Genomic DNA, 23,364 nt, shown 5'->3' on the forward strand with positions numbered 1-23,364 from the left:
CCGCACCTGTCACGGTGCGGCCGTCACTGCTTCCACGCGCGCATTTTTACCGACCACTTTGCCCTGCTGGTCTTCAATCCAGTAAGCGATCCTGGCTTCGCCGGGCGCGGTGGGGGTTACCGAAACCTCTTTCACCATCTGGCCGGAGTCCGCTTCGAGGGTCAGCGGCAGCTCACCGCTCTCCAGGCTGTTGTCGTTTTGCGTGATGCGCCACTTTAGCGTGCACTTTTCGCAGGCCGACCAGCTATCGTTAATTGCCCACAGCCGCAGGATATTCGCTCTATTGGTCTGCCAGTTTGCCGTGACCGGCTCGATAGAGGGCAGCAGCGGTTGATAGGCGGTTTGCAGCGCGTAATAGCCCGCTTTCGGCTGACGCAGATAGTCAACAACGCCCCAGTTTATCGACGGCCAGGTCTCGACAAACATAAAGTGGAACAGGGCGGTAACCGGTTGATAACGCTGGCGGCGATAGCTCTCTGCCGCCATTGCAACCAGCTCCGCCTGGTAGCGCTGGGTATTATCGATGGTCTGCTGAATATTCTCGCCGCGCGGCACTTTGGCAAAACCAAAGGTCTGGAACGGCTGGAAGTTGTGGTACTTCCAGCGATCCCAGCCGGGATCTTTCGCATCGGTACTCTTCGGCCACATCTCGCTGGCGGGAATAATGGTCTTGAGGGTGGAGAGGCGCGGCAGTGCTTGCGCGCCAAACTCGGTGATGATGCCGGTTTTCGCCGGAGCCAGCACATCGCGCATGGTGCCGAAGTACCACCCCTGCCAGTAGTGCTCCTCCACGGCGGAGTAGCGGTGCACGATACGCGAGGTGTCCTCGGCCAGCGCGTCCGCCACTTTCTGCGTCAGCTCGCGGTTAAGATCTTTATTCCAGTCTTTAAAGCGTTTCTCCATCCACGGCGAGTTCCACGGCGGCTCGTTGTGTCCACCCCAGGCGACAATCGCCGGGGAGTTGCCGAACTGCGCCACCATCTCCCGCGTCTGGCGCGCGGCGTTATCGGCAAACTCGCTGCTGTTGTTATAGCCCCACTGCAACGGCACATCCTGCCAGATCATCAGCCCCATCTCATCGGCGACGTCATACAGCGCGCGCCCGGCGACATGACCATGCACGCGTATCGCATTGGCGTTCATCCCCGTTACCAGTTCGAAGTCCTGGCGATACCTGGCGCGCGTCATGGTGCCGAGCCACGGCGAGCCGATATAGTTGCTGCCCTTCACAAACAGGCGCTTATCGTTGATGCGCCAGCCTTTGTTATCCGGCGCTTCCTCCATCTTGCGCAGGCCGGTACGGGTGACGGCGGTATCCATCACCCCTTGCCGATCGATCAGCGAGGCGCGAACGCGGTAGAGGTTGGGTTTACCGTGACCCACCGGCCACCAGAGCCTGGCGGCTTCCATCGGCAGCGTTACCGTCAGCACCTTGCTGTCGCCCGCCTCAAGTGTGACGGGAAACTCCTGACGGTAGTCACGACCATAAAAATTATCCGGCTTCGCCGCCAGGCGCAGCGTCACCGGCCCGGCCTGTTTCGCCCGGTAGCGGATCTCGGCGCGCAGCATCGGCTTCGCCAGCCCCTGTTGCCACAGCGGGCGCAGGATAATCTCATCGATGGCCGCCCCGCGGCTAAGGTGCAGCCGGACCGGTGCCCAGATGCCGCCGGAGTTGGCATCCTGCCCCTGCGCCGACCAGGCACCGCCAGGGCGGGTGTCATGCTGGTTCAGCACCCCTTTGACCATCGTTTTATGCAGCGGCCAGATAGTTTTTGGATCTTCAAACGGGCTATCGACGCGCACCGTCAGCTGGTTATGGCGGCGTAGCGCCTGGCTGATATCGACCGGGAAGCGCTGATAGTAGCCCTCATGGTGCGCCAGGCGCTGGCCGTTCAGCGTCACATCAGCCAGGTAGTCGACGCCGTCAAACACCAGCGTTGCCAGCGTATCGGCAGACTGCGCAGGCAGGGTAAAGCTGTGGCGGTACCAGAGCGCACCCTGGTGATCCAGCCCGTCGCTGTACCAGTTGGCGGGCATCCGCAGGGTGCGCCAGTCGGCGCTGGAGGCGCTGACGCCATCGAAAGCGGGATCGTTGGCATCGTGCACGCGCCACTCTCCGGCAAGGGACCAGGTGACGGGCAGCGCAGTGGCGAAAGCCTGGGGTGAGAGTAAGAGCGACAGCAGCAGCGCGTTACGCATCATGGTTTGCCTCCCGGCGTTGCAGCCACGCCTCAACGCGCACAAACTCCTCGCGAAGCGCCGTGTGCAGGTTATCCAGTGCCTGCTGATCGAGGCTGATGGCCTGGCTCTCAAGCTGTTGCAGCAGCTGGCTCAGGCGGGTGAAGTCGAGAGCGATCGCCTCACCGCGCAGTTTATGCGCCGCGCGCCGCAGGCCGTCGCGATCGTTGGTGTGGATGGCATCGGCAATCGCGGCCTGCATCGTCCCGACGCTGTCGGCAAACAGCACCAGCAGCTCGTTAACCAGTTCAGCATCGTCGGCGCACTGGGCGAGCAGGGCGCTCTGCGTGGGCAAACCCTCATCGTCCTGTTGCGTAATGCGGGTCAGCTCATCGTGCAGCGCCTGCTGGCTTACCGGCTTGGCGATATAGCCATCAAACCCCATTGCCAGGCAGCGCTCTTTATCGCCCTGCATGGCGTGCGCGGTCATGGCGATCACCGGCTGGTGGCTGAGCGTGTGCATCCGTTCCTCTTCGCGCAGCAGGCGGATCGCCGTTTCGCCATCCATGCCGGGCATTTGCAGATCCATCAGGATCAGATCCCAGCCCCCTTCATGCCAGCGATCGAGCGCCGCGCGCCCGTCATCAACCACCTCGGCGTGGTGGCCGAGCCGCTCCAGCAGACGCAGCGCCAGCTTCTGGTTCACCAGATTATCTTCCGCCAGCAGAATACGCAGCGCGCTGGCTGCCACTTGCGGCGCGACAGGTTGTTCGACGGCAACAGGCTCCGGCAGGCGACCCGGTGCCAGCACGCTGGCGATCGCCTGGTTTAGCTCGCTTTGCGCCACCGGTTTATGCAGGTAGTGGGCGATGCCGATGCGTTTAAGCATCCGCGCATCGAAGTGGCGGTTCATGGAACTGAGCATAATGATGCGGCTCTGGCTCGCCTGCGGCAGCACCGAAAGCTCCAGCGCCAGCGAAATGCCGTCCATCTCCGGCATCTGCGCATCAAGCAGGATCAGCGGAAAGGGTTCGCTCTCTGCCGTCAGGCGCAGCGCCTGGTGAGCGTTATCGACGCAGTGCGGCACCAGCCCCATCTGCGTCAGCATCGTCTCCAGCAGGCGCAGGTTGGTGCTGTTATCATCCACCACCAGCACCCGCTCGCCGCTAAAACGCGTCATCTGCATTGCCGCCAGTGCGGCAGGCTGGCTTACCAGCGTTAAGCTGAACGCGAACTCGCTGCCCACGCCCGGTTCACTGGTTACAGCCAGCTCGCCGCCCATCATCTTCACCAGCCGCGCGGAGATAGTCAGCCCCAGCCCGGTGCCGCCATAGCGGCGGGTGGTGGAGCTGTCTGCCTGGCTGAAGGCTTCGAAGATCGCCTGCTGCTTTTCGGCGGGAATGCCAATGCCGCTGTCGCGCACCGCAAAACGCCAGCTACCAGATTCCTCGCCCGGCGAGATGGCGAGCACCACTTCCCCCTGATGGGTAAATTTCAGCGCGTTGCCGAGCAGATTGGTGAGGATCTGCCGCAGCCGGGGGCCATCGATGGAGACGACCTCCGGCACGGCGGGATCGATATCGACCAGCAGTTCAATGCCTTTTTCGCTGGCGGCGGGCATATGCGGGCGGATCAGTGCCTGGATAAAGGGGCGGATCTCCAGCGGCTCCTCATCGAGAATAATTTTCCCCGCCTCGATTTTCGAAAAGTCGAGAATGTCATTGATGATATGCAGCAGCGACTGTGCCGAACTCATCACCAGCGAGAGGTACTCCCGCTGCTCGCTGCTGAGCTGCGTGTCGAGGCAGAGTTGCGTCATGCCGAGAATACCGTTCATCGGCGTGCGAATTTCATGGCTCATATTCGCCAGAAAGGCGCTCTTCGCCTCGTTGGCATCACGCGCCACCTTCGCCGCCTCAATCGCCAGCAGCTCCGCCTCTTTACGGCGGGTGATATCCTGCAACGTGCCGACCACCCGCTCCGCGTCGCCCTGCATGGTCAGCGTTACCACCTGGCCGGAGAGCAGCATCCAGCGCCACTCCTCGCTCTGATGGCGAACGCGGATTTCACACTCAAACACCGGAACGTGGTGGCGGGTTGAACCCTGCATCGCCTGGCGCAGGCGGGCACGATCCTCTTCATGTACCAGACTGAGCAGAAAGCGCGCCGGATGGTGCCACTGGCTGCGCGGAAGGCCGATCATCGTCAGCAGCGTATCGTTGACCTGCAAATTGTCGGCCGAGATCTGCCAGTCCCAGATGCCAATATGAATAGAGTCGGCGGTGAGCAGGAAATCATCGTGCAGCTGCTGGCGCGAGCGCTGGGCTTCATCCAGTTGCGTGATGTCGCTGTGCAGGCTGACGATGCTGCCATCCGCCAGGCGTTGATGCTGAACAAACAGGCGGCGCTGCCCGGCCTGGCGCACTTCGCGGTGGCTATCCTGGCGGCAGTTGCGAATGATCGCCTCGCGCAGCGTCTGGCGGCGGCTCGGGTCGGTGTTATAGGCCGCGTCGATAAACTTCTCTGCCAGGCTTTGCAGCGTCGCCCCCGGCTTTAGCCCACCGGTCAGTGCCGGATAAAACGCCTCTACCTGCGCATTCCACGCCAGCAGCCGCTCGTGGCGATCGTAGATCAGCACCGCCGCGGGCAGGGCGTTGAGGTCAAAATGGCAGGCTGTTGTCATGACGCCTCCCCGGCCTGGTAGTGCAGTTCCGCCTGGCGGCGCAGGTACTCCAGCCCCGGCGCAATCGCCATTGCCCACGCGGTCAGCGTCTCTTCATCGCACTGCGGGTCGCGCTGGCGCACGGTAATTAACATCGCTTCACGCCAGAGGGCAAAAAAGCGCGGCGGCAAGCGCAGGCCGTCGGTGCTCTGCTCGCGCGCCAGCCGCTCAAGGAAATCGGGCACAAACAGCGCGCCGTCGACCGCCAGCATGGCAAAGAAGCTCTTATAAACCAGCTGTTGCCCCTCTTCACTCCCGAAGCGGGCGAAGTGCTGCTCCGTCTCCGGCGACATGTGCATAAAGGTGGTGTAGAAGGCGTTAAAGAAGGCGCGCTTCTCATCATCAGGGAAGACGCGGCTCAGACTCGCTTCAAAGAGATCGCGGTAGAATTTCATGGCGCGGCCCTCGGGGTGCGTTCACCCGGCAGGCAGAGGCCGGGTTTGTTAAATTCATCTGTCGTGCGGCGCACGAAATAGCTCTCATCGTCGATTAAACCGTCGCGAAAGAGCGGCCCGCCGTTGGCTTTGTAGAGCAGCGCCTCCAGCACCATCGCGTTGGTGGAGAGCGTCACCATTTTGTTGATATCGCCTGTCGCTTCAACGCGCCCTTCAAACCAGCCGCGTTCGGGATCGTTCAGGTGTTCCGTCACCGCCATCAGAGCGTTGGTGTAGGCGGTATCCCACAACACCCACAGGGCAAACACTGCTTTGGTCGTCACCTGCGCCAGCCGCGGGTAATATTTTCCATCATCGCCGAGGGTGTTCCACGCATAGCCATTGCCCCAGACGCTATCCTCCACGTGCCACGGTGCCTGCGCGAGGGTGAAGTCGGCGCGGGCGGTGAGGGTCTTCTCTTTTTCCCAGCGCGTTTTCTGCGTCAGCCAGACGCCCTGCGCCCTATCGCGCAGCAGGGTTTGCACCTCGTCACTCAGCCCCGGCGGCTGCCAGCCAAACTCCAACCCCGGCAGCATCGCGGGCACCGTTGAGAGGATCGACGGCTGCCAGGTAGTGCGCGGATCGCGGGCATCCACCGGCAGGCTGCGCTGGTAGATGATGACGTTTTTCGACGGCGGCGTGAGCGCTTTCCCGGCGGGGAAACCCCACAGGCGGAAGGCGCTGGCGGCATATTCGCTCTCGCCGAGGCGCAGCTCTTCGCGCACCACCGGCTGGCCGTTTTGCAGCGAGGCGGACCACAGCTCGCCTTCACCATCCATGACCGGGCAGAAATTCCAGCGCAGGATCACTTTGTCGAGATACTCGCGGTACTGCGGCGCGCGCTCGGCGGTCAGGCGCAGCGCCAGCATCAGCCGCGCCATATCTTTTGCCGACCAGCCGCTCTTCACCGGCTTGCCGCTAAAATCAACGATGGTCGCCGTCTGGCTGGAGTAGAGCCTGCCTGGCGTTCGGGTATCGGTGAGCATCAGCCTGTTGAGGGTGCCGAGCAGGCGGGTGAGGCGCGCGTCAAACTCCTTATCGTCAACCAGATCGAGATCTTTCGCTGCCAGCAGGGCGATAAGCGTGTCGCCCATCTGCCACAGCGTAACGCGCGGCTGCTTGTCGCTGCCGTTGACCAGCCCGGTTTGCGGTTGGGTGTTATTGACGAAGTAGCGCCAGGCAATAGTGGCCCACTCGCGCTCCTGCGGCGTCAGGCTGCTGACGCGCGCGGTGGTGTTCCACGCCCCTTTCGTCAGCCAGCGCCAGCCTGCGCCGCCCTCGCTAAATAGCGCAAAGGCGGCGGCGAGCAGCAGTAGAGGGATCGCCAGCCAGCGAACTACGGTTTTAGACATTGCGCAGTCACCGGCGGCAGCTTCACAGGCTCATCCGCATTACAGGAGGCGCACTGGCACGCCTGGCAGGCAGGTTTTGTGCGCTGGGTGGTGCCGGTCTGCTGACACCAGTTTTTCACCGACGGCGTGCTCTCAAGGAACGGTCGGTTGCGGCGGGCGTTATTCTCCTCAAACAGATCGACCAGCTTCTTCTCCCACAGCGATGGGGCGAAGTTGCGGTTTTTCGGGTTATCAGTGTTGAACTGCAGCAGCTTGCCCTCTTTTTTGAACAGCAGCGCCTCAAGCATGATGCCGTTGTTGTTGGCGGTGAACTCTTTGATCGGGCCGTCGCCATTCTCATACAGCCCTTCGTAGTAACCCTTGCCCTCTTCGTTGGCGTTCTCGATGGCGCTCATCAGGCGATCGGTGTAGGGGGAATCCCACAGCACCCACATGCCGAGCGCCGCTTTCAGCGAGACGGCGGCAGCGCTGGGCATAAACTGCCCTTTATCGGTGATGGTGTTCCAGTCATAGCCATCGGTGTAGACCGTGTCATAGACGAAGTAGGGGGCTTTATCGAGCTGGTGCTCGGAGCGGGCGGTGAGCACGCCGGTAATGGTGTAGCGGTTCTCCTGCGCCTGGTAGACGCGGTCGGCGAAGTTTTTCATCCACGGATGGGAGTAGTTGCGCGGGCTGTTGTTGCGATCGTTCGGGTTATCAAAGCCGAACTCAAGGCCGTAGAGCAGATAGGATTCAGTCACCACATAGTTGTGCTGCGAGGTGGCACGCGGATCGCGCGTGTCATACGGCACCAGTACGCAGTAAATTTCCGCCAGCTCGTAGGGCTGCGGTCGGCTCGCCTGGCAGGTGTTGAAACCCCACAGCTGGAAACCGGCGGCGCCATACTCCTCATACCCGAGACGCCCCTCCTGCACATACTTCGGCTGACCGTTTTCGAGGTAAGCACCGTAGAGCGTGCCGCACGGGTCAACAGCATGGCTAAAATCCCAGCCCAGCACGATGTTATCGATACTGTTGCCATACTCCGGGTAGCGCTCTTTGATCACCTTCAGCCAGATCAGCATGCGGCCGATATCCAGCGCCGAGAAGCCAATCTCGCCCGATTTGTTGGTGTAGTTCACCTTCTGCGCGGTGAGGGTGTTATAGGCTTTGTTGGGCAGTTCATTGCGAAACAGATCCAGCTTGTTGATGGTGGCGAGGATCTTGAGCATCCGCCGGTCAAACTCCGCTTTATCGATAATCCCCAGTTCGCGTGCCGCCGTCAGCGCAGCAAGGTAGGAGCCGCTGTCCCACATGGTGGTGGAGGGGTATTTGTTTACCGCGTTAACCAGCCCGGTGGTGGGCTGGTAGTTGGCGACAAAGTATTGCCAGGCGTTTCTCGCCATCGTCATCTCTTGCGCCGTCAGCTTGCCGCTGCGCGGCGCGTAGTCCGATGCCGGAAGATCGCCGGCGCGCGCCTGGCTCAGCGTCATCCAGAGCGCCATAAACCCGGCCAACAGGGGGAAAAAGAGAAGTGCTTTCAGCTTCATGGCGTAGCTCCTGCTGACGAAGGGGAACGGGGCACGGGATTAAAACAGGCCAGGCACAGCATCTGGCCGTGGGCGATATAGGCCAGGCTCTCCAGCACGATGGCATTGGTGTCGGCATCAATCACACTGTTCACGCTGTTATTGAGGTTATGCCCGCGCTGCCACCCTTTGCCCGGCACTTGCAGCACCTGCGCTTGCTGGCGCAGGGCCTCGCTCCAGCTGTTGCGAAACAGGGCATACCAGGCGAAGGCCGAACGGGTAGAGGTGATCGCCGTCAGCTCCGGCGGCGCATCGCGTAGCGCCTCGTTGTCGATAGGCTGGCGGTTGGGCAGGTCATTGATAAAGTCCGGCGCGGGTTCGGCATAGTCGGTGCTGATAGGTGGTTTACGCACCCGCAGGCTGTGGCGGCGCTGCTGGATCTGCATGATACGAAAGGCGATTTCGGCGCTCTGTGCATCAAACCCCAGCTCAAGGCCAGTTAACAGATAGGGGAGGCTAATCAGCGAAGGCTGGCGTCCCCACGGCGTGCGCAGCCCCTCATCGGGCACCATAATGCCGTCGATATCGATCATCTGCTGCCCTTCCGGCGGGTTGGTCACCGCCAGCCCGGCGGCGCTGTCAATCAGCCGCAGCGTATGGCTGGCATAAAGTCGATAGCCAAAGCTGTTGCGCGGCTCGTCGCTTGCCAGCGCCCAGTGATGCAGCGGCGCGGCGGCCTGCGTTGCGCCGCTGGTAACGATAAGCGCGCCCACCTGCCAGCGGTTAAAGAGATCGCGCACCGCCTCGGCGTGCTGCGGCGAGCGCCAGAGCAGGGTTTGCAGCGCTACCAGCAGGCGGCCCATGCCGATGGCGGAGCTTTCCGGCTTGCCAAGAATTTTCAAAGTGTCGGAGTGATAGTAGGCCGCCGGCACGCCCTGCGGCGTAAGGGGCAGCCCGCCAAGGGTTGCCAGCGCATTGCTGATGCGCGCATCGCTCTCTGCTTCGCTGAGAATGTGCAACTGCTGTGCGGCGATCACCGCCAGCAGATAGCTGCCCGCGCTCCATAAGCTGAACCACGCCTGCCCATCCTGCGCATTCGGCAGCCCGTTGGGTTGTGTATTGTTGACGTAATATTGCCAGGCCACGCGCGCCCAGATCGCCTCCTCAAAGGTGAGCGCACGCGAGGTGGGCAGCGGCGGGAAATCTTTACTGAGCGCCATGCCGCCGCTGCTCTCAACGCGGGTCGGCATCTGTTTTTCCACCCACACCACGATGGCGAAGCCGAGCAGAAAACCGAGCAGGATAGTGATGTAACTGCGTGCAGAAAGCAGTGCGTCGCGCGTTCTCATGTTCGCGCCTCCTCTTCGTCCGGCGTCCAGATGGCGGCGAGGATCAGCGGCAACATCGCGGCGATGTTGACGGCACCCCAAAAGATATTGATGACATAGCCAGAAGGGTCATCCACCTGGCCGCGTGCCACCTGAATGCCGCCCCAAATCAGCCCGGTCAGGGTGAGCAGCACGATGCCGATTTGCGGTTTCACCAGGTAGAGAAAGCGTCCGGTCTGGCGCTCCTTCGGCGTAACGTGAAACTTGATCTGCTCCCCGCGCAGCACCGTATTCAGCGCCCGCAGATTCATCGAGAAGAACGACAGATAGGATGCGCGCCCATCCCAGGCGGAGATGCCCCATGTGCCAAACATAAATGCCAGCTCCGAGAGGATAAAAAAGGGCAGGAAGTGGAGATAAAAGGGCGTCGACCAGGCCGACACCGGCGGAATGCCGGTGAAGAGATAGATAATCGGCGAAATCAGGAAAATGGCGTTCCAGACGCAGGCCATATAGGACCAGAAGGTGGTGGCGTACATCAGGGTTTGCGGCAGCGAGAGCTTAAAGCGGCGGCGGCTGAAGATGTTGTCGTGAAACAGAATATCGAGCGATCCGGCGGCATACTTAAAGCGCTGGATCATCCACGTCAGCATGTCCTGCGGCGATAACATTTTTGATTCGATACGCGGGTGCATCACCGAGCGCCAGTTTCGCGCCGCATCGCCATGCAGCAGGATCGAAGTGTAGATATCTTCCGAGACGTGAAATTTATAGGGCGTCAGTTCGGTATCGAAAGCGACATGGGGGCGCATCGCCTCCTGGAGCGCCTCGCGGGTGGCGGGATCGCGGATATCGCGCGTATGGCGGTCGATCTCCTCCTCCACCGTCCAGACATAACTGCGCAGCGCTGCCTGCATCACCGCTTCGCGCCGGTGCACCGACGCCGCACCGCAGCAGAAGGCGGCGTTGGCCCAGTTACGGCGGCGCAGGATCACATCGTAAAACATGCGCGGATCGTTAAAAAAGGGATCGCGGCCCATCGTCACCGGGCCAACGATTTTCTGCGCCAGCCAGCCGAAGGCATAACCCACTTTGCCGGTTTTTCGCTCCAGCCAGCGCGAGAGGTTCTCCCCGGCGGGCAGGTCGTAAAACCATTGCGGCGTCTGCACCCACGCCACATCCGGGTTGCGGAAGTAGCCGAGGGTATGGGCGAGCAGGGTCGGGAAGACGCGGGTGTCAGCATCGCAAATCACCAGAAAATCGCCGTCGGTCTGCTCAAGGCCGTTGCGCAGGTTACCCGCTTTGTAGCCGATGTTGGTCTGCCGGGTAATGTAATTGACCCCCTCTTCGTCGCAGACGGCTTTCATCTCCGGGCGTCGCCCGTCATCCAGCACATGCACGCGGTAATCGAGGGGAAAGGGGTACGCCATTTTCATCGCATCGCGGATGGAGAGCCTGACCAGCTCAACATCTTCGGAGTAGGTAGCGATAAAGAGGTCCACTTTCACCGGACGCGGTTCGACCGCTTCATCCGCGCCCAGGCAGTCATTGATCTCCTGTGGCGGCGGCGCTTGCGGCGGATCCTCCTCTTTCCACAGGTTGATGGTAAATAACACCGTGCCAATCCACGCCAGCGTTTCCGCTAATACCAGCGGAATGGCGTACCACAGGGCATCCATATTCAGCGACGCCGTCCAGCGCCAGTAGATATAATTCGCACCCAGAATCAGCGCCGCAACCGCTAATATCTGCCAGGTAATCATCGCCCAGCGCGGCGTTTTCAGCGGTTCGGGCGGTTTGCGATCTTCAAATCGGGAAAAGTAGAAGCCCATAGCGGTTGTTATCTTTATTCCGTAATAATAAGAAATCAGATAATACCCAGGCGGACCTGTTTCGCGGCCTGGCGTAATAACTTCCCGGTAAAACAAAAAGTAATGTAAGTGTAGATGGCTGATTAAAAGTTTCCAGCAAAGCGCAACGCGGAATAATTCGTTGCAGTTAATTTAATATCAATTCGAACGATTTTTCGCGCTGCGCTTTTCGCCTCGCTAACATTGCCAGTCAGGCGTATTTAAGCTATCTAAATAATTTCCCTGTTGTTTTATTGCCGCACTTAACAGGTTACTTTTATGAGCCAGATGGCACCCGCGCTGACGCAAAAAGATAATGTAGAATCAACGGCATGGCGCTATTCTGTTGCCGGTAGCCGCGATTTGCGTATCGATTTAATGCGCGGTATTGCGCTGGTGATGATGGTGGTGGCGCATACGGAAGTGATGTCGATATTTAATATATTTTCGTGGGAGCGTTTTGGCTTAACGACCGGTGCCGAAGGCTTTGTTATTCTCTCCGGGTTTATGCTGGGGATGCTTAATCGGGCGCGGCTGCAAAAAGCGGCGCTATTAACGATTTGCTGGGGATTATATCTGCGGGCGTGGAAAATATATCGCGTTAATATCATCATCATATTGTCGATGCTGCTGCTCGGTTTTTTGCCCTTTTTAAATGTGTTTGAAGTGACCCACTTTACAGACCGTTTTTCTGGAACGTCGTGGTCGCTTTATCCGGTGACACCGCAAATAAAAGAGACATGGTTTAACATCGTGCTCTATTTGCAAATCGGGCCGCACCAGACGCAAATCCTTGGCCTCTATATTTTCCTGCTGCTATTAAGCCCGCTCTTTTTGGCGCTGCTTAAACAGGGCAGAGTGTGGTGGTTATTAAGTCTTTCGCTACTGGTGTATGGCTGCTGGCAGCGCTGGCCGGTGCGGGTGACGGTGTCCGAGTTTGAGTTCGCCTTTCCACTGCTCGCCTGGCAATTTATTTTCGTCCTCGGCATGAGCTGCGGCTGGTACAAAGCCGAGCTGCTCTCGCTGGCGCGCACGCCGCCGGGCAAAGTGGTGATTGTCGCGCTGGTGATCGTTGCGCTGATTTTGGCCTTCGTTGCCCAGAACCACACTAACCCCTTTATGCCGCCGGAACTGCTGATGCATGTGATTCCACCTGCCGATTTCAACGCGTTTTACCACACCTGGGCGGCGAAAAACGGTCTTGGCCCGGTGCGGGTACTGAATGATATCAGCCTGATGGTGACGGTCTATCTGCTGTTGACCTGGTGCTGGCGGCCTATCTATCGCCTGACCGGCTGGTTTCTTATTCCGCTGGGTCAGCACTCGCTCTATGTCTTTATTCTGCATGTCTATGTGGTGCTGGCGGTGAGCCAGTTCGTCACCTTCGATCTCTGGCGACAAGCGTGGATCGTCAACACGCTGGTGCATGCGGCGGCGCTCGGCGTGCTGTGGCTGCTGGCGAAATACAATGTTGGCGCGCGCTGGATACCTAACTGAGGAAAGGCTTAATGCGGGAGAGATATTTACTGGCCTGCGCGCTGCTCGCTGCCTTACCGGCAGCAAATGCGGCGCAAAAGAGTGAAGCGGAGAGCGAGTCGTTGCGTGATAGCAATGGCGATCCGGTGCAGGTCGGCGTCTTTACCAGCCGCTGGGGGCGTCTTTTTTCCGGTAACAACAAGCCCTTTTCCGGCGCGCTCAGCTTTGGTACAGGCTTGAAAGAGCAGTGGGTAACGATCCCGAACAGCTCCAGCAGCGCCGAGCAGAAAAGAAAAGTGAATCAGACCGTTAACCTGAGCCTGCAATACTCGCCCTACAGCTTCTGGTTTGCCAATATCACCACCCGCGTGCCGGTGACGGACACCAGCCGCTACACCACCGATTTTCGCTACAGCTTTGGCTACGACGACTGGCATGCCAACACCGTCAGCCTGGTCTACAGCAACTATGGCGATAACCACTTCTGGACGTCGGGCAGCAAGCGCAAAACCTATTTCGAGCAGGGGGCGGTGACGCTGGCGTATAAATTCTCACTGCCGAAACCCGTTGAAAATAAGCTGCTGATTAACAAAGGCGATTCACTGATTTGCCAGGTCGGCTACAGCTGGGTGCCGCGCTACTACGATCTAAAGAGTAACGATATTGAGCAGAACAAAAACGTGGTGCTTGGCGGCTGCGGTTACACCTTTAAACAGCACTTCTTTGTGCGCGCTACCGCCTTCTGGTTCCCGGATCGTAGCCAGCAGCAGCCGTGGAACGGCGATTACAGCTACAGCTTTGGTTATGCAGGCTACACGCCCGGCTCCTTCTCGTTGCAGTACGCCAACTTTGCCGGCACGCGCTATCCCGGCCATAAGAGTGGCAATGGCAAATTCCGCGAAGGGACCGTCAGCCTGATCTGGTTTTTACCGTTATAAGGAGCCGCCGTGGCCCAACAGCATGTGCTTGTGGTGGAGGATTCGCCCATTTATCGCCGCCTGCTCTCACGCATGCTGGCGCAGTGGGGCTATGTGGTCAGCGAAGCGGAAAACGGCGTCAGCGCGCTGGAGATACTGGCGAACTCACCCGTCAGCATGGTGATAAGCGACTGGGAGATGCCGGAGATGGATGGCTTAACCCTGTGCCGCGAAATCCGCGAGCGGCAGTTTGGCCACTATATCTATCTGATTTTGCTTACCGCGCGGGAGAACCCTGGCGATCTGGCGCAGGGGTTTGATGCAGGCGCAGATGACTTTCTCAGCAAGCCGGTGGAGCAGAGCGAGCTGCGCGCGCGGCTGCATGCTGGTTCGCGCATTCTGGCGCTGGAGGCGACGCTCGCGGCACGCAACGCGCGGCTCAGCGAGGCGCTACAGCAGATTGAGCAGGATCTGCAAGCCGCGGCGCGTATTCAGCACTCGATTCTGCCCGCCCACCAGTTGCGCTATCACGACTACTTTTCCGACTGGCTGTTTCTGCCCTCCGCGTGGGTCTCCGGCGATGTGTTTAACCTCTTTCAGCTAGACGATCACCTGGGCTTTTACTGTGTCGATGTTTCGGGCCACGGCGTCGGTGCCGCGATGATGTCTCTTGCGGTAGCACGGCAGTTTTTGCAGGGCCGCGTGGTGGAGCGTTTCCTCTTTTCTGCTGATGGCAGCGTCGCCTCGCCCGCCGACGTGGTGAGCATGCTTAACAGCCGCTTTTGCAGCGAAGAGGCGGAGATCATGAGCTATTTCACGATGATCTATGGCGTTATTCACATGCCGAGCGGCAGAGGACGGCTCTGCCAGGCCGGTCATCCGACGCCGTTTATCGTCTCAACCGCGGGCAAGATCACGCCGATTGGCAGCGGCGGCGCGCCGGTTGGGCTGATGCCCGATCTCAACTGGGATGATGTTGAATTTGAGCTGCGCCCCGGCGAGCGGCTCTGCCTCTTTAGCGACGGCATAACTGAATGTGAAAACCCCACAGGCGAGCAGTTTGGCCCGCAACGCTTGCAGCAGTGGCTGCAACAGCACGTTAACGAGGCTATCGGCGCGGTTCTGCCACAGTTCGGCCAGCACTTAACCGGCTGGCGCAACGGCGAGCAGATGGCAGATGATGTTTCCCTGTTAATCATTGAACGAAATGGAGAGAAGTGATGAATATCGATAGCGAACGTCAGCCGCAGGTGACGATCCTTACGCCGGCGATTCGACGGCTGGATGCCTCCGTTTCCGCGGCATTTAAAGAGGCGATCGCCCGCGAGATGGGTGATGAGCCGCGCGCGCTGATTGTCGATTTCAGCAAGGTCGACTTTATTGACAGCAGCGGCCTCGGCACGCTGGTTTCATTAATGAAGATGATGAACGGCAAAGGCGAAATGGTGCTCTGCGCCCTCAACCCCGGCATTAAAAATATGTTTACCCTGACGCGCATGGACCGTATTTTTCGCATCAGCGCGGACAGAGCCGCCGCCCTGCAACTGCTTGGGCTGTGAATTATGGCTAGCGAGAAAACTTTCCCCGCCTCGCTCACCGCGCTCTCGCCGCTTGCTGAGTGGCTGAACGCGCAGATGGCCGCTTTGCCGGTGGATGAGGGCTGGCGTTTCTCCCTCGATCTGGCGGTGTGCGAAGTGGCGACCAATATAATTCGCCATAGCCTGCATCAGCAGGCCGCAGCCACCTTTAGCATCGCGTTTGTCGCCAGCGCGCAGGAGGTGCAACTGACGTTTCGCGATAATGGCGAGCCCTTTCCCGCTGAACGCTTACTGGCTGCACAACAGGAAAATGGCCTCGAGATGGCACCGGATCTGGAGAGCGGGCGCGGGCTGAAGCTGATCCTGCTCAGCGTTGACAGCTTTAATGTACAGCGGCAGGCAGGGGTAAATATCGCCACGCTGTGCAAAAAATGGGGAGTTGAAGAGGCGAGCGGCTAACTCGTATGCTCGGGGCTCGGGTTAAGCGCAGACGGGAGCCATAGCATGCGCATTGATGAGACAAGCCAAAACGGGCCAACGCTGCATATTCTCTGCGGCAAAATTGCTTCCGGTAAATCGACTCTGGCGGCAACGCTTGCGCAAACGCCGGGCAGCGTGGTGCTCAGCGAAGATAGCTGGCTGGCACTGCTGTTTAAAGAGTCGATGCGAAGCGTAGAGGATTATGTGCACTACTCCGCGGTGCTTAAGCGAGCAATTAAGCACCATGTCATCGCCCTGTTACAGGCCGGGGTAAACGTGATCCTCGATTTTCCCGCCAATACCGTCGCCAGCCGTCAGTGGATGATGTCGATTATTCACGACGCCGGGGTGCAACATCTGCTGCACTATCTCGTGGTAAGCGATGAGGCCTGTAAAGCGCGCCTGCGCCAGCGCAATGCGGCGGGCGAGCACGATTTCGCCGCCACCGACGCGCAGTTTGAGTGGATTACCCGCTACTTTGTGCCGCCTGCCGATGAAGAGGGCTTTAAGGTGCGCCGCTATGAGGAAGAGCACCGGTAAACACCGGTGCTGTTGGTCAGGGTTAGTGGCGTTTTTCCAGCGCTTCCCATAAGCCGTGCAGATAGGTGACGCCGAGCGCGCGGTCGTAGAGGCCATAGCCCGGACGCCCGGTTTCGCCCCAGATAAAACGGCCGTGATCCGGGCGAATATAGCCATTAAAGCCGTTGTCATGCAGGGCTTTCATCACCTCATACATATCGAGCGAGCCGTAGCGCGAAAGGTGCGCCGATTCGTAGAAATCCTTACCCTGAATCAGCTTGATATTGCGCACGTGGGCGAAGTGGATGCGCCTGCGGCGGGTAAACTCGGCGAGGATTTCGTAGACGTTATTATCCGGATCTTCGGCGATGGAGCCGGTGCATAAGGTGATGCCGTTGGCCTCAGAGTTGACGGCATTACATATCCAGTCGAGATCGTCACGGTTTTTCACAATGCGCGGCAGGCCGAAGATAGAGTAGGGCGGATCGTCCGGATGAATCGCCATTTTGATGCCGACCTCTTCGCACACCGGGATCACGCGCTCAAGGAAATAGACCAGGTTCTGGCGCAGTCTGTTCTCATCGACATCTTTATATTTGGCAAACAGCGCCTGCACTTTCGCCAGCCGTTCTGGCTCCCAGCCCGGCAGCGCAAAACCATTGGAGTTCTCCAGTACCTCTTTCACCACTTCATCCAGCGTTTTATCGATGCCTCTTTTCTCAAACGCCATGGTCACTGAACCGTCCGGCAGGATGTAGTTCATCTCGGTCTTCATCCAGTCGAACACCGGCATAAAGTTGTAGCAGATGACTTTGATACCGATCTCCGCTAAATGACGGATGGTTTGCTGGTAGTTGGCGATAAAGCGATCGCGGCTCGGCAGGCCGATTTTGATGTCATCATGAATATTGACGCTCTCAATCACCTCCATTTTTAACCCCGCCTGCTGAACCTGATCGGCCAGCGCGCGCACTTTATCCTGCGGCCACACCTCGCCGACGGGCACGTCATACAGCGCGCCCACCACGCCTTCAACGCCTGGAACCTGGCGGATATGCGCCAGCGGAATTTTATCTTCGACTGGCCCAAACCAGCGCATCGTCATTTGCATGCTTGTTACCACCTTTATCAGTCCATAGCTTTAACTGCCATACTAGTATTGATAGTAACGCGCGGCACGCTATCTTTTTGCGATCCTCTTCACACAACCCATTTTCGCGTTACGCTGCTTATCTAACGTTTACGTAATGCTGACAAAAGTTTCTAAATAAAGCCTTGCGCCCTGAACCATAACCGTGCGTTAATGACTCGTCGGTTTGATAAATCATTATCTCCAGCCAGTAGTCCACTAAAGTCTCTCTCATCTCTAAGTACCTCGATAGTTACTTCTTTTTGGGTCTCTTTACACGCTGATAAATAATGCCTCAGACCATTGCCGCCTAAAAAGGCCTATAACACAAAAGGGTAACAAACATGTCTAATAAAATGACTGGTATCGTAAAATGGTTCAACGCTGAGAAAGGCTTTGGCTTCATCACTCCTAAAGATGGCAGCAAAGATGTATTCGTACACTTCTCTGCAATCCAGAGCGATAACTACCGCACTCTTGATGAAAATCAAGAAGTTGAATTCACCATTGAAAATGGTGCGAAAGGCCCGGCCGCTGCTAACGTAGTGCCGCGCTAAGGACGATTTTATTACGAACCATATCCATTTCCGCTGCCCGTGCTGTCACGGGTCGCAATACAGAGTCTCCAATTTTGACGTGACTGAGAAAAATCCGGCCGGTGCCAAATGTATTTTTTGCAAATCTGCAATGATGACATTTGATAATATCGCCGCGATTATGCAGTCAAACCACGTTACGATGGAATTCCGTAAATAATAAAAAGGCCAGTTTACTGGCCTTTTTTTATGCCTCTTTTTTACTCCCCCACCAACATAATCATTTTTACCGAACGATTACTGGTTAATTGCCAGGTCATCTGCCGGTAGTGCAGCTCTCCGCGCTGTGCATGCATAAACACCCGCTCGCCGCCTTCGCGCACTACCACCTGCTGGCGCGACCAGAAGGTGCGAAACAGCTCGCTCTCACTACGCAGACTCTCAACAAAACTATTCAGGGCCTGGTCGTGCGGATAGTGCATTGCATCGGCCCGCAGCTCCGCCACAATGCGGCTGGCGCGCGGCTCCCAGTCGGCCACCAGCGTGCGCGCCAGCGGATGACGGAACATAAAACTCATCATATTCGGCTGCGGATCGCTGTCCAGCCAGCCGCTGAAAAGCGCTTCGGCTGCCCTATTCCACGCCAGCATTGTCCAGGTTAAATCGAGCAGATAGCAGGGGCACGCCATCTGCTGCACCGAGGCCAGCACCTCTTTTTCCACCGTCACCACATGCTCTTTCTGCGGATCGTTCTGCCGCGCCAGATGGAAGAGGTAATTTCGCTCCGTTGGCTTCATTCTTAATACGTTGGCGATATTCGACAGGGTTTGCGGCGAGACAACAATGTCGCGCCCCTGCTCAATCCAGGTATACCAGGTGGTGCTGATGCCGCTGAGCTGCGCCACTTCTTCTCGCCGTAACCCGCGCGTGCGCCGCCTCCCTTGCGCGGGCAGGCCAATATCCGCAGGCAGGGTGTTTTCCCGCTGGGATCGTAAGAACTCGCCCAGCGCTTTTGGCCCGGCAAAGAGGGTATTTTCCATGGGTGGTACCTGCTAATACCAGTATAAGTAGCCATATTGTACCCCTATAAAAAGGGTCGTACAGTCGCAACTGAGCCGGTTTGTCGTCATCCATCATGAAAAGGAAAAAGAGCATGGCCGTAAATCATCATCAGTTAACGCAGCAGCAGTTTGGCGATCGGGCGCAGGCCTATTTAAGCAGCCAGGTACATTCTCAGGGGGAAGATTTAGTGCGCCTGGCGCAGTGGCTGGGTGAAAACCCGGCGGCCTCAGTGCTCGATTTAGGCTGCGGCGCAGGGCATGCCAGTTTTGTTGCCGCAGGCGTGGTGCGCGATGTTACCGCGTATGATTTATCAGAGAAGATGCTGGCCGTTGTGCGCCAGGCCGCCAGCGATCGCCAGTTGAACAACCTGCGCACCGTTCACGGCGCGGCAGAAGCGCTGCCCTTTGCTGAAGGCGAATTTGATGTAGTGATAAGCCGCTACTCGGCGCACCACTGGCACGATGTGCCGCAGGCGTTACGTGAAGTGCAGCGAGTGCTGAAACCCGGCGGGAAGTTCATTCTGATGGATATCACTTCACCCGGCCGTCCGGTGCTGGATATCTGGCTGCAAACCATCGAAGTGCTGCGCGATCCCTCCCACGTTCGCAACTACTCGCCGGGGGATTGGTTGCAGATGACGCAGCAGAGCGGCCTGCTGGTGGATAAACTCATCACCGACCGCCTGGCGCTGGAGTACACCTCCTGGGTTGAGCGTATGCAAACCCCGGAGGTGCTGCGCGCGGCGATCCGCTACCTGCAACAGACCACCTCGGATGAGGTGAAAAGCCATTTCGCGCTCGACGAGCAAGGCAGTTTCACCTCCGACACCCTGATGTTTCAGGCGCAAAACATTAACGCGGGATAATCTTTTCCTGCTTCAGGCGGTCAAACAGCGCAAAGAAGGAGTCCGGCGTTGAGCGGTAGCCGGTAAAGCCTGCTTTGCGGCTTTTGCTCATATCCGTGAAGGCTTCCATCGGGCGACCGAGGTCGGCATCCGTGTGCCACCAGGAGGCCAGCTTGTTGATATCCGCTTCGCGAAGCTGATACTTTCCGGCGATCTCCGTCCAGGCTGCCTGCGCCTCCTGCATGCGGTTTTCCAGCGGCATCATGCTTGCCGGATAGGCCGCCGCTTCAATGCCGAAATAGGCCGCCAGCTTCGGCCACAGCCAGTTCCAGCGGAAGACATCGCCATTCACCGCGTTGAAATCTTCATTCGCCGCCTGCTCGCTCTGTGCCGCCCAGCTCAGCTGCTCGGCCAGTAAACCGGCATCGGTAACGTCCGCCAGCCCGTTCCACTGCTCGGGTGAGCCGGGGAAGATAAACGGCCAGCCTTTCTCACGGCATAGCGTGGCGTAGACCGCCAGCGTCTGGCCCATATTCATCGCATTGCCGAGAGCATAGCCAATGATGGTGTGCGGGCGATGGACGCTCCAGCGGTAGCCATACTTTTCTGCTCCGGCAAAGAGTTCATCTTCCTGCGCGTAGTAGAAGTTCTCCACCGGCTGGCGACCCTGCTCCTCGCGGAACGGCGTGACCGGAACCGCGCCTTTACCGTAAGCCTCGAACGGGCCAAGGTAGTGTTTCAGGCCGGTCACCAGCGCCACGTGGCTGCCGTTGAGCCGCTCGCCGAGCGCCTCAATCACGTTTTTGACGATGGCGCCGTTAACGCGGATGTTGGCCTGCTCATTCTCCTGGCGTGACCAGACGCTGAAGAAGAGCGCATCAACCTGCGCCTCTTTTAGCGCCTCATTGATGGCGGCCGCATCGGTGAGATCGGCGGTCAGGCTTTCGCACCCGTCCGGGATTGCGCCACGGCCGCGCGACAGGCCGCTGACCTGCCACCCTTCGCCTTTAAGTTGTTCTGCCAGTGCGCGACCAATCACGCCACTAATACCGACTATCAATGCACGTTTTTGCATAGGGGGCTCCTTTTCTTTATCAGCTTTAAAGCCTAATAGAGAATTTAATTCTTATCTCTGCTATTAATTCACATCATTCATAACCTCAATTCAGTAATGCAATGAGCGATCAACGCCTGAAAGATATCGTCCCCTTTGTCGCCAGCGTCGAAGAGGGGAGTTTTGCCGCTGCCGCAGAGCGCCTGCATCTGACCGGCTCGGCGATCAGCAAAAGCATTAGCCGGCTGGAAGCGCGCCTCGGCTCGCGGTTGCTGGAGCGCACCACCCGCCGTTTGACGCTGACGGATGCCGGGCAGGCCTATTTCCAGACCTGCATTCGCATCCTTGAAGAGCTGGCAGAAGCCGAATCGGTGCTGGCGGCGCACCGCTCTATCCCCTCTGGCCGCCTGCGGCTGGCGGTGCCGACCACCTACGGGCGGCTCGGCGTGATGCCCGCGCTGATCCCCTTTTGCCAACAGCACCCGGAGATTGATCTCAGCATCACCTTCTCTGACCGCTTTGTGGATCTCTTTGATGAGGGGATTGATGTGGCGGTGCGTATTGGGCTGGGTGGCGACTTACCGGTGTCGATTGGCCACCGGCAGCTTGGACGGGAAAAGATGGTCTTTTGCGCTTCGCCGGACTATCTGCGCCGGGAAGGCACGCCGCAAAACGAGGCGCAGCTGCTCCGCCACCGGGCGATCCTCTATGAGCGCGTCGATGGCAGCAGCAAACCCTGGTTATTGCTGACGGAAGATGGACACCCGGAGTGGCGCAGCGTGCCTTACCGCATGACGCTGGGCGATGTGGATGCGCAGCGCCACGCGCTCTGCGCCGGGCTTGGCGTCGGGCAGATGCCCACCTGGCTGGTGCATCAGCAGTTAGCGCGCGGCGAGTTGGTTATCGTGCTGCCGCACCAGCAGCCGGATGGGTTGCCCCTCAGCCTGGTGTGGCCGCGGCGTAAACAGCTGCTGCCAAAAGTCGATGCGCTGTTAAGCGCACTTGAACAATTAGTTATCGCGCCGCCGCTTGCCCTTGACCCATGACAAGGCGGAGGGGGGCGCTCTCTTTTTATAATCAGCGCCGTTTCCCTTCTCACTGGTGTGGATCTATGGCTTATCAACTCAACCTCAACTGGCCGGAATTTCTTGAGAAATACTGGCAGAAGCAACCTGTGGTGCTGAAAGGCGCATTTACCGATTTTGTCGACCCGATTTCGCCCGATGAACTGGCAGGCCTGGCGATGGAGCCGGAGATCGACAGCCGCATTGTCAGCCACGTCGATGGCCAGTGGCAGGCGTGGAACGGTCCTTTCGAGACGTTCGATCACTTAGGCGAGCGCGACTGGTCCCTGCTGGCGCAGGCGGTAAACCACTGGCATGCGCCTTCCGCCGAGCTGGTGGAGCCGTTTCGCGTGCTGCCCGCCTGGCGCTTTGATGATCTGATGATCTCCTACTCTGTGCCGGGCGGCGGCGTTGGCCCGCATATCGACCAGTATGACGTCTTTATTATTCAGGGGATGGGCAGCCGCCGCTGGCGCGTGGGCGATAAGCTGCCGATGCGCCAGTTCTGCCCGCATCCGGCGTTGCTGCATGTTGATCCTTTCCAGCCAATCATTGATGAAGATCTTGAGCCGGGCGATATCCTCTACATCCCACCCGGTTTCCCGCACGATGGCTTTACCCACGAAACGGCCTTTAACTACTCGATTGGTTTTCGTGGGCCGAACGGCCGCGATCTGATCAGCAGCTTTGCGGATTACGCACTGGAAAACGATCTTGGCGGCGAGCACTACAGCGATCCGGATCTCATCTGCCGTGAACATACTGGCCGGGTTGAGGAGTACGAGCTGGAGCGCGTGCGCAGTATGATGATCTCGATGATCAACGATCCCGAGCACTTCAACCGCTGGTTTGGCAGCTTTATTACCACGCCGCGTCACGAGCTGGATGTGGCACCGGAGCCGGATGATTACCCGGTCGATGAGGTGATCGGCGCATTGAAAGAGGGGCAGAGGTTAACGCGTCTCAGCGGGCTGCGCGCCCTGCGCGTTGGCGACCGTTTCTTTATTAATAGCGAATGTCTGGAGACCGCCGAGCCGCAAGCCGCCGATGCGCTCTGCCGCTATACCTCCATTGGCGTGCAGGAGTTGGGCAGTGCGCTGGATAACCCGGCCTTTGCCGACGAGCTGACCTGGCTGGTCAATCAGGGTTATTGGTATTTCGAGGATTAATTATGCAGTTACGCGTAGGCCGGATAAGCGCAGCGCCATCCGGCATTTTGCCGTTGTGCAGATGCCGGATGGCGGCTTACAGCCTTATCCGGCCTACATTCCAGGCTGCGGGATAAGCGCATTCAGGCAGTTACTCGTAGGCCGGATAAGCGTAGCGCCATCCGGCATTTTTCCCGTGTACAGATGCCGGATGGCGGCTTACAG

The 23,364-nt window shown here is 58.7% G+C and carries 21 protein-coding genes; 11 read left to right on the top strand and 10 right to left on the bottom strand.

Annotated elements, in window-relative coordinates; genetic code table 11:
- Positions 1–9: 9 nt before the first annotated feature.
- From IAE48_RS16250 to IAE48_RS16280, 7 genes are read right to left on the bottom strand one after another with little or no spacing between them, the layout of a single operon-like run.
- Positions 10–2,202, bottom strand: a complete 2,193-nt coding sequence (locus IAE48_RS16250; RefSeq protein ID WP_200134973.1) for a glycoside hydrolase family 2 protein — start codon at positions 2,200–2,202, stop codon at positions 10–12.
- The gene (locus tag IAE48_RS16255; RefSeq protein ID WP_200134974.1) at positions 2,192–4,861 is read right to left on the bottom strand and encodes a response regulator; all 2,670 of its coding nucleotides are present in this window, start codon (positions 4,859–4,861) and stop codon (positions 2,192–2,194) included. Before IAE48_RS16255 ends, IAE48_RS16250 begins: the two co-directional genes overlap by 11 nt.
- Positions 4,858–5,295: a globin gene (locus tag IAE48_RS16260; protein ID WP_042718272.1), complete on the bottom strand. Its 438-nt coding sequence runs from the start codon at positions 5,293–5,295 to the stop codon at positions 4,858–4,860. The genes IAE48_RS16255 and IAE48_RS16260 overlap by 4 nt, the downstream gene beginning before the upstream one ends.
- Positions 5,292–6,686, bottom strand: a complete 1,395-nt coding sequence (locus IAE48_RS16265) for a DUF3131 domain-containing protein (RefSeq protein ID WP_200134975.1) — start codon at positions 6,684–6,686, stop codon at positions 5,292–5,294. The genes IAE48_RS16260 and IAE48_RS16265 overlap by 4 nt, the downstream gene beginning before the upstream one ends.
- Positions 6,671–8,215, bottom strand: a complete 1,545-nt coding sequence (locus tag IAE48_RS16270) for a DUF3131 domain-containing protein (protein ID WP_200134976.1) — start codon at positions 8,213–8,215, stop codon at positions 6,671–6,673. Before IAE48_RS16270 ends, IAE48_RS16265 begins: the two co-directional genes overlap by 16 nt.
- Positions 8,212–9,543 carry a DUF3131 domain-containing protein gene (locus IAE48_RS16275; protein WP_200134977.1) on the bottom strand — a complete coding sequence of 444 codons (1,332 nt, stop codon included), beginning with the start codon at positions 9,541–9,543 and terminating at the stop codon, positions 8,212–8,214. The genes IAE48_RS16270 and IAE48_RS16275 overlap by 4 nt, the downstream gene beginning before the upstream one ends.
- The gene (locus tag IAE48_RS16280) at positions 9,540–11,354 is read right to left on the bottom strand and encodes a glycosyltransferase (RefSeq protein WP_200134978.1); all 1,815 of its coding nucleotides are present in this window, start codon (positions 11,352–11,354) and stop codon (positions 9,540–9,542) included. Before IAE48_RS16280 ends, IAE48_RS16275 begins: the two co-directional genes overlap by 4 nt.
- Before the next feature lie 297 nt (positions 11,355–11,651).
- On the opposite strand from IAE48_RS16280, the gene opgC reads away from it, so the two are divergent.
- From opgC to IAE48_RS16310, 6 genes are read left to right on the top strand one after another with little or no spacing between them, the layout of a single operon-like run.
- On the top strand, positions 11,652–12,869 hold the full coding sequence (opgC, locus tag IAE48_RS16285) for an OpgC domain-containing protein (RefSeq protein ID WP_200134979.1): 1,218 nt from the start codon (positions 11,652–11,654) through the stop codon (positions 12,867–12,869).
- Positions 12,870–12,880: 11 nt separating this feature from the next.
- A complete protein-coding gene (locus IAE48_RS16290) occupies positions 12,881–13,786 on the top strand; it encodes a hypothetical protein (RefSeq protein ID WP_076769160.1) in 906 nt (301 codons plus the stop codon).
- 9 nt (positions 13,787–13,795) lie between these two features.
- Positions 13,796–14,986: a SpoIIE family protein phosphatase gene (locus tag IAE48_RS16295; protein ID WP_200134980.1), complete on the top strand. Its 1,191-nt coding sequence runs from the start codon at positions 13,796–13,798 to the stop codon at positions 14,984–14,986.
- Positions 14,986–15,324 (top strand): STAS domain-containing protein, encoded by a 339-nt coding sequence (locus tag IAE48_RS16300; protein ID WP_042718254.1) that lies wholly within the window; start codon positions 14,986–14,988, stop codon positions 15,322–15,324. Before IAE48_RS16295 ends, IAE48_RS16300 begins: the two co-directional genes overlap by 1 nt.
- A gap of 3 nt (positions 15,325–15,327) precedes the next feature.
- Complete coding sequence (locus IAE48_RS16305; RefSeq protein ID WP_200134981.1) at positions 15,328–15,762, top strand: ATP-binding protein; 435 nt, start codon at positions 15,328–15,330, stop codon at positions 15,760–15,762.
- 45 nt (positions 15,763–15,807) lie between these two features.
- Positions 15,808–16,323, top strand: coding sequence for an ATP-binding protein (locus tag IAE48_RS16310; RefSeq protein ID WP_200134982.1), 516 nt, complete (start codon positions 15,808–15,810; stop codon positions 16,321–16,323).
- Between the two features lie 22 nt (positions 16,324–16,345).
- Here IAE48_RS16310 and uxuA read toward each other — a convergent pair whose 3' ends face one another.
- A complete protein-coding gene (gene uxuA, locus IAE48_RS16315; protein ID WP_200134983.1) occupies positions 16,346–17,413 on the bottom strand; it encodes a mannonate dehydratase in 1,068 nt (355 codons plus the stop codon).
- Positions 17,414–17,775: 362 nt separating this feature from the next.
- On the opposite strand from uxuA, the gene cspA reads away from it, so the two are divergent.
- Together cspA and IAE48_RS24345 are read left to right on the top strand one after the other, a co-directional pair.
- Positions 17,776–17,988, top strand: coding sequence for an RNA chaperone/antiterminator CspA (cspA, locus tag IAE48_RS16320; protein WP_023480861.1), 213 nt, complete (start codon positions 17,776–17,778; stop codon positions 17,986–17,988).
- A gap of 10 nt (positions 17,989–17,998) precedes the next feature.
- Positions 17,999–18,187, top strand: a complete 189-nt coding sequence (locus IAE48_RS24345; RefSeq protein ID WP_076769157.1) for a cold-shock protein — start codon at positions 17,999–18,001, stop codon at positions 18,185–18,187.
- A 40-nt stretch (positions 18,188–18,227) separates the two neighbouring features.
- Here the strand turns inward: IAE48_RS24345 and IAE48_RS16325 are convergent, their stop codons facing one another.
- The gene (locus tag IAE48_RS16325; protein WP_200134984.1) at positions 18,228–19,007 is read right to left on the bottom strand and encodes a helix-turn-helix transcriptional regulator; all 780 of its coding nucleotides are present in this window, start codon (positions 19,005–19,007) and stop codon (positions 18,228–18,230) included.
- A 113-nt stretch (positions 19,008–19,120) separates the two neighbouring features.
- On the opposite strand from IAE48_RS16325, the gene IAE48_RS16330 reads away from it, so the two are divergent.
- On the top strand, positions 19,121–19,894 hold the full coding sequence (locus IAE48_RS16330; protein ID WP_200134985.1) for a class I SAM-dependent methyltransferase: 774 nt from the start codon (positions 19,121–19,123) through the stop codon (positions 19,892–19,894).
- Here the strand turns inward: IAE48_RS16330 and IAE48_RS16335 are convergent.
- Positions 19,881–20,948, bottom strand: coding sequence for an SDR family oxidoreductase (locus tag IAE48_RS16335; RefSeq protein WP_200134986.1), 1,068 nt, complete (start codon positions 20,946–20,948; stop codon positions 19,881–19,883). The genes IAE48_RS16330 and IAE48_RS16335 overlap by 14 nt on opposite strands.
- Positions 20,949–21,049: 101 nt before the next feature.
- Here IAE48_RS16335 and IAE48_RS16340 point away from each other — a divergent pair, with 101 nt between their 5' ends.
- Together IAE48_RS16340 and IAE48_RS16345 are read left to right on the top strand one after the other, a co-directional pair.
- The gene (locus IAE48_RS16340) at positions 21,050–21,973 is read left to right on the top strand and encodes a LysR family transcriptional regulator (RefSeq protein WP_200134987.1); all 924 of its coding nucleotides are present in this window, start codon (positions 21,050–21,052) and stop codon (positions 21,971–21,973) included.
- A 65-nt stretch (positions 21,974–22,038) separates the two neighbouring features.
- A complete protein-coding gene (locus IAE48_RS16345; protein WP_200134988.1) occupies positions 22,039–23,160 on the top strand; it encodes a cupin domain-containing protein in 1,122 nt (373 codons plus the stop codon).
- The last annotated feature ends 204 nt before the right edge of the window (positions 23,161–23,364 follow it).

This window comes from Kosakonia sp. S57 (assembly GCF_016516575.1).
Lineage (GTDB): Bacteria > Pseudomonadota > Gammaproteobacteria > Enterobacterales > Enterobacteriaceae > Kosakonia > Kosakonia cowanii.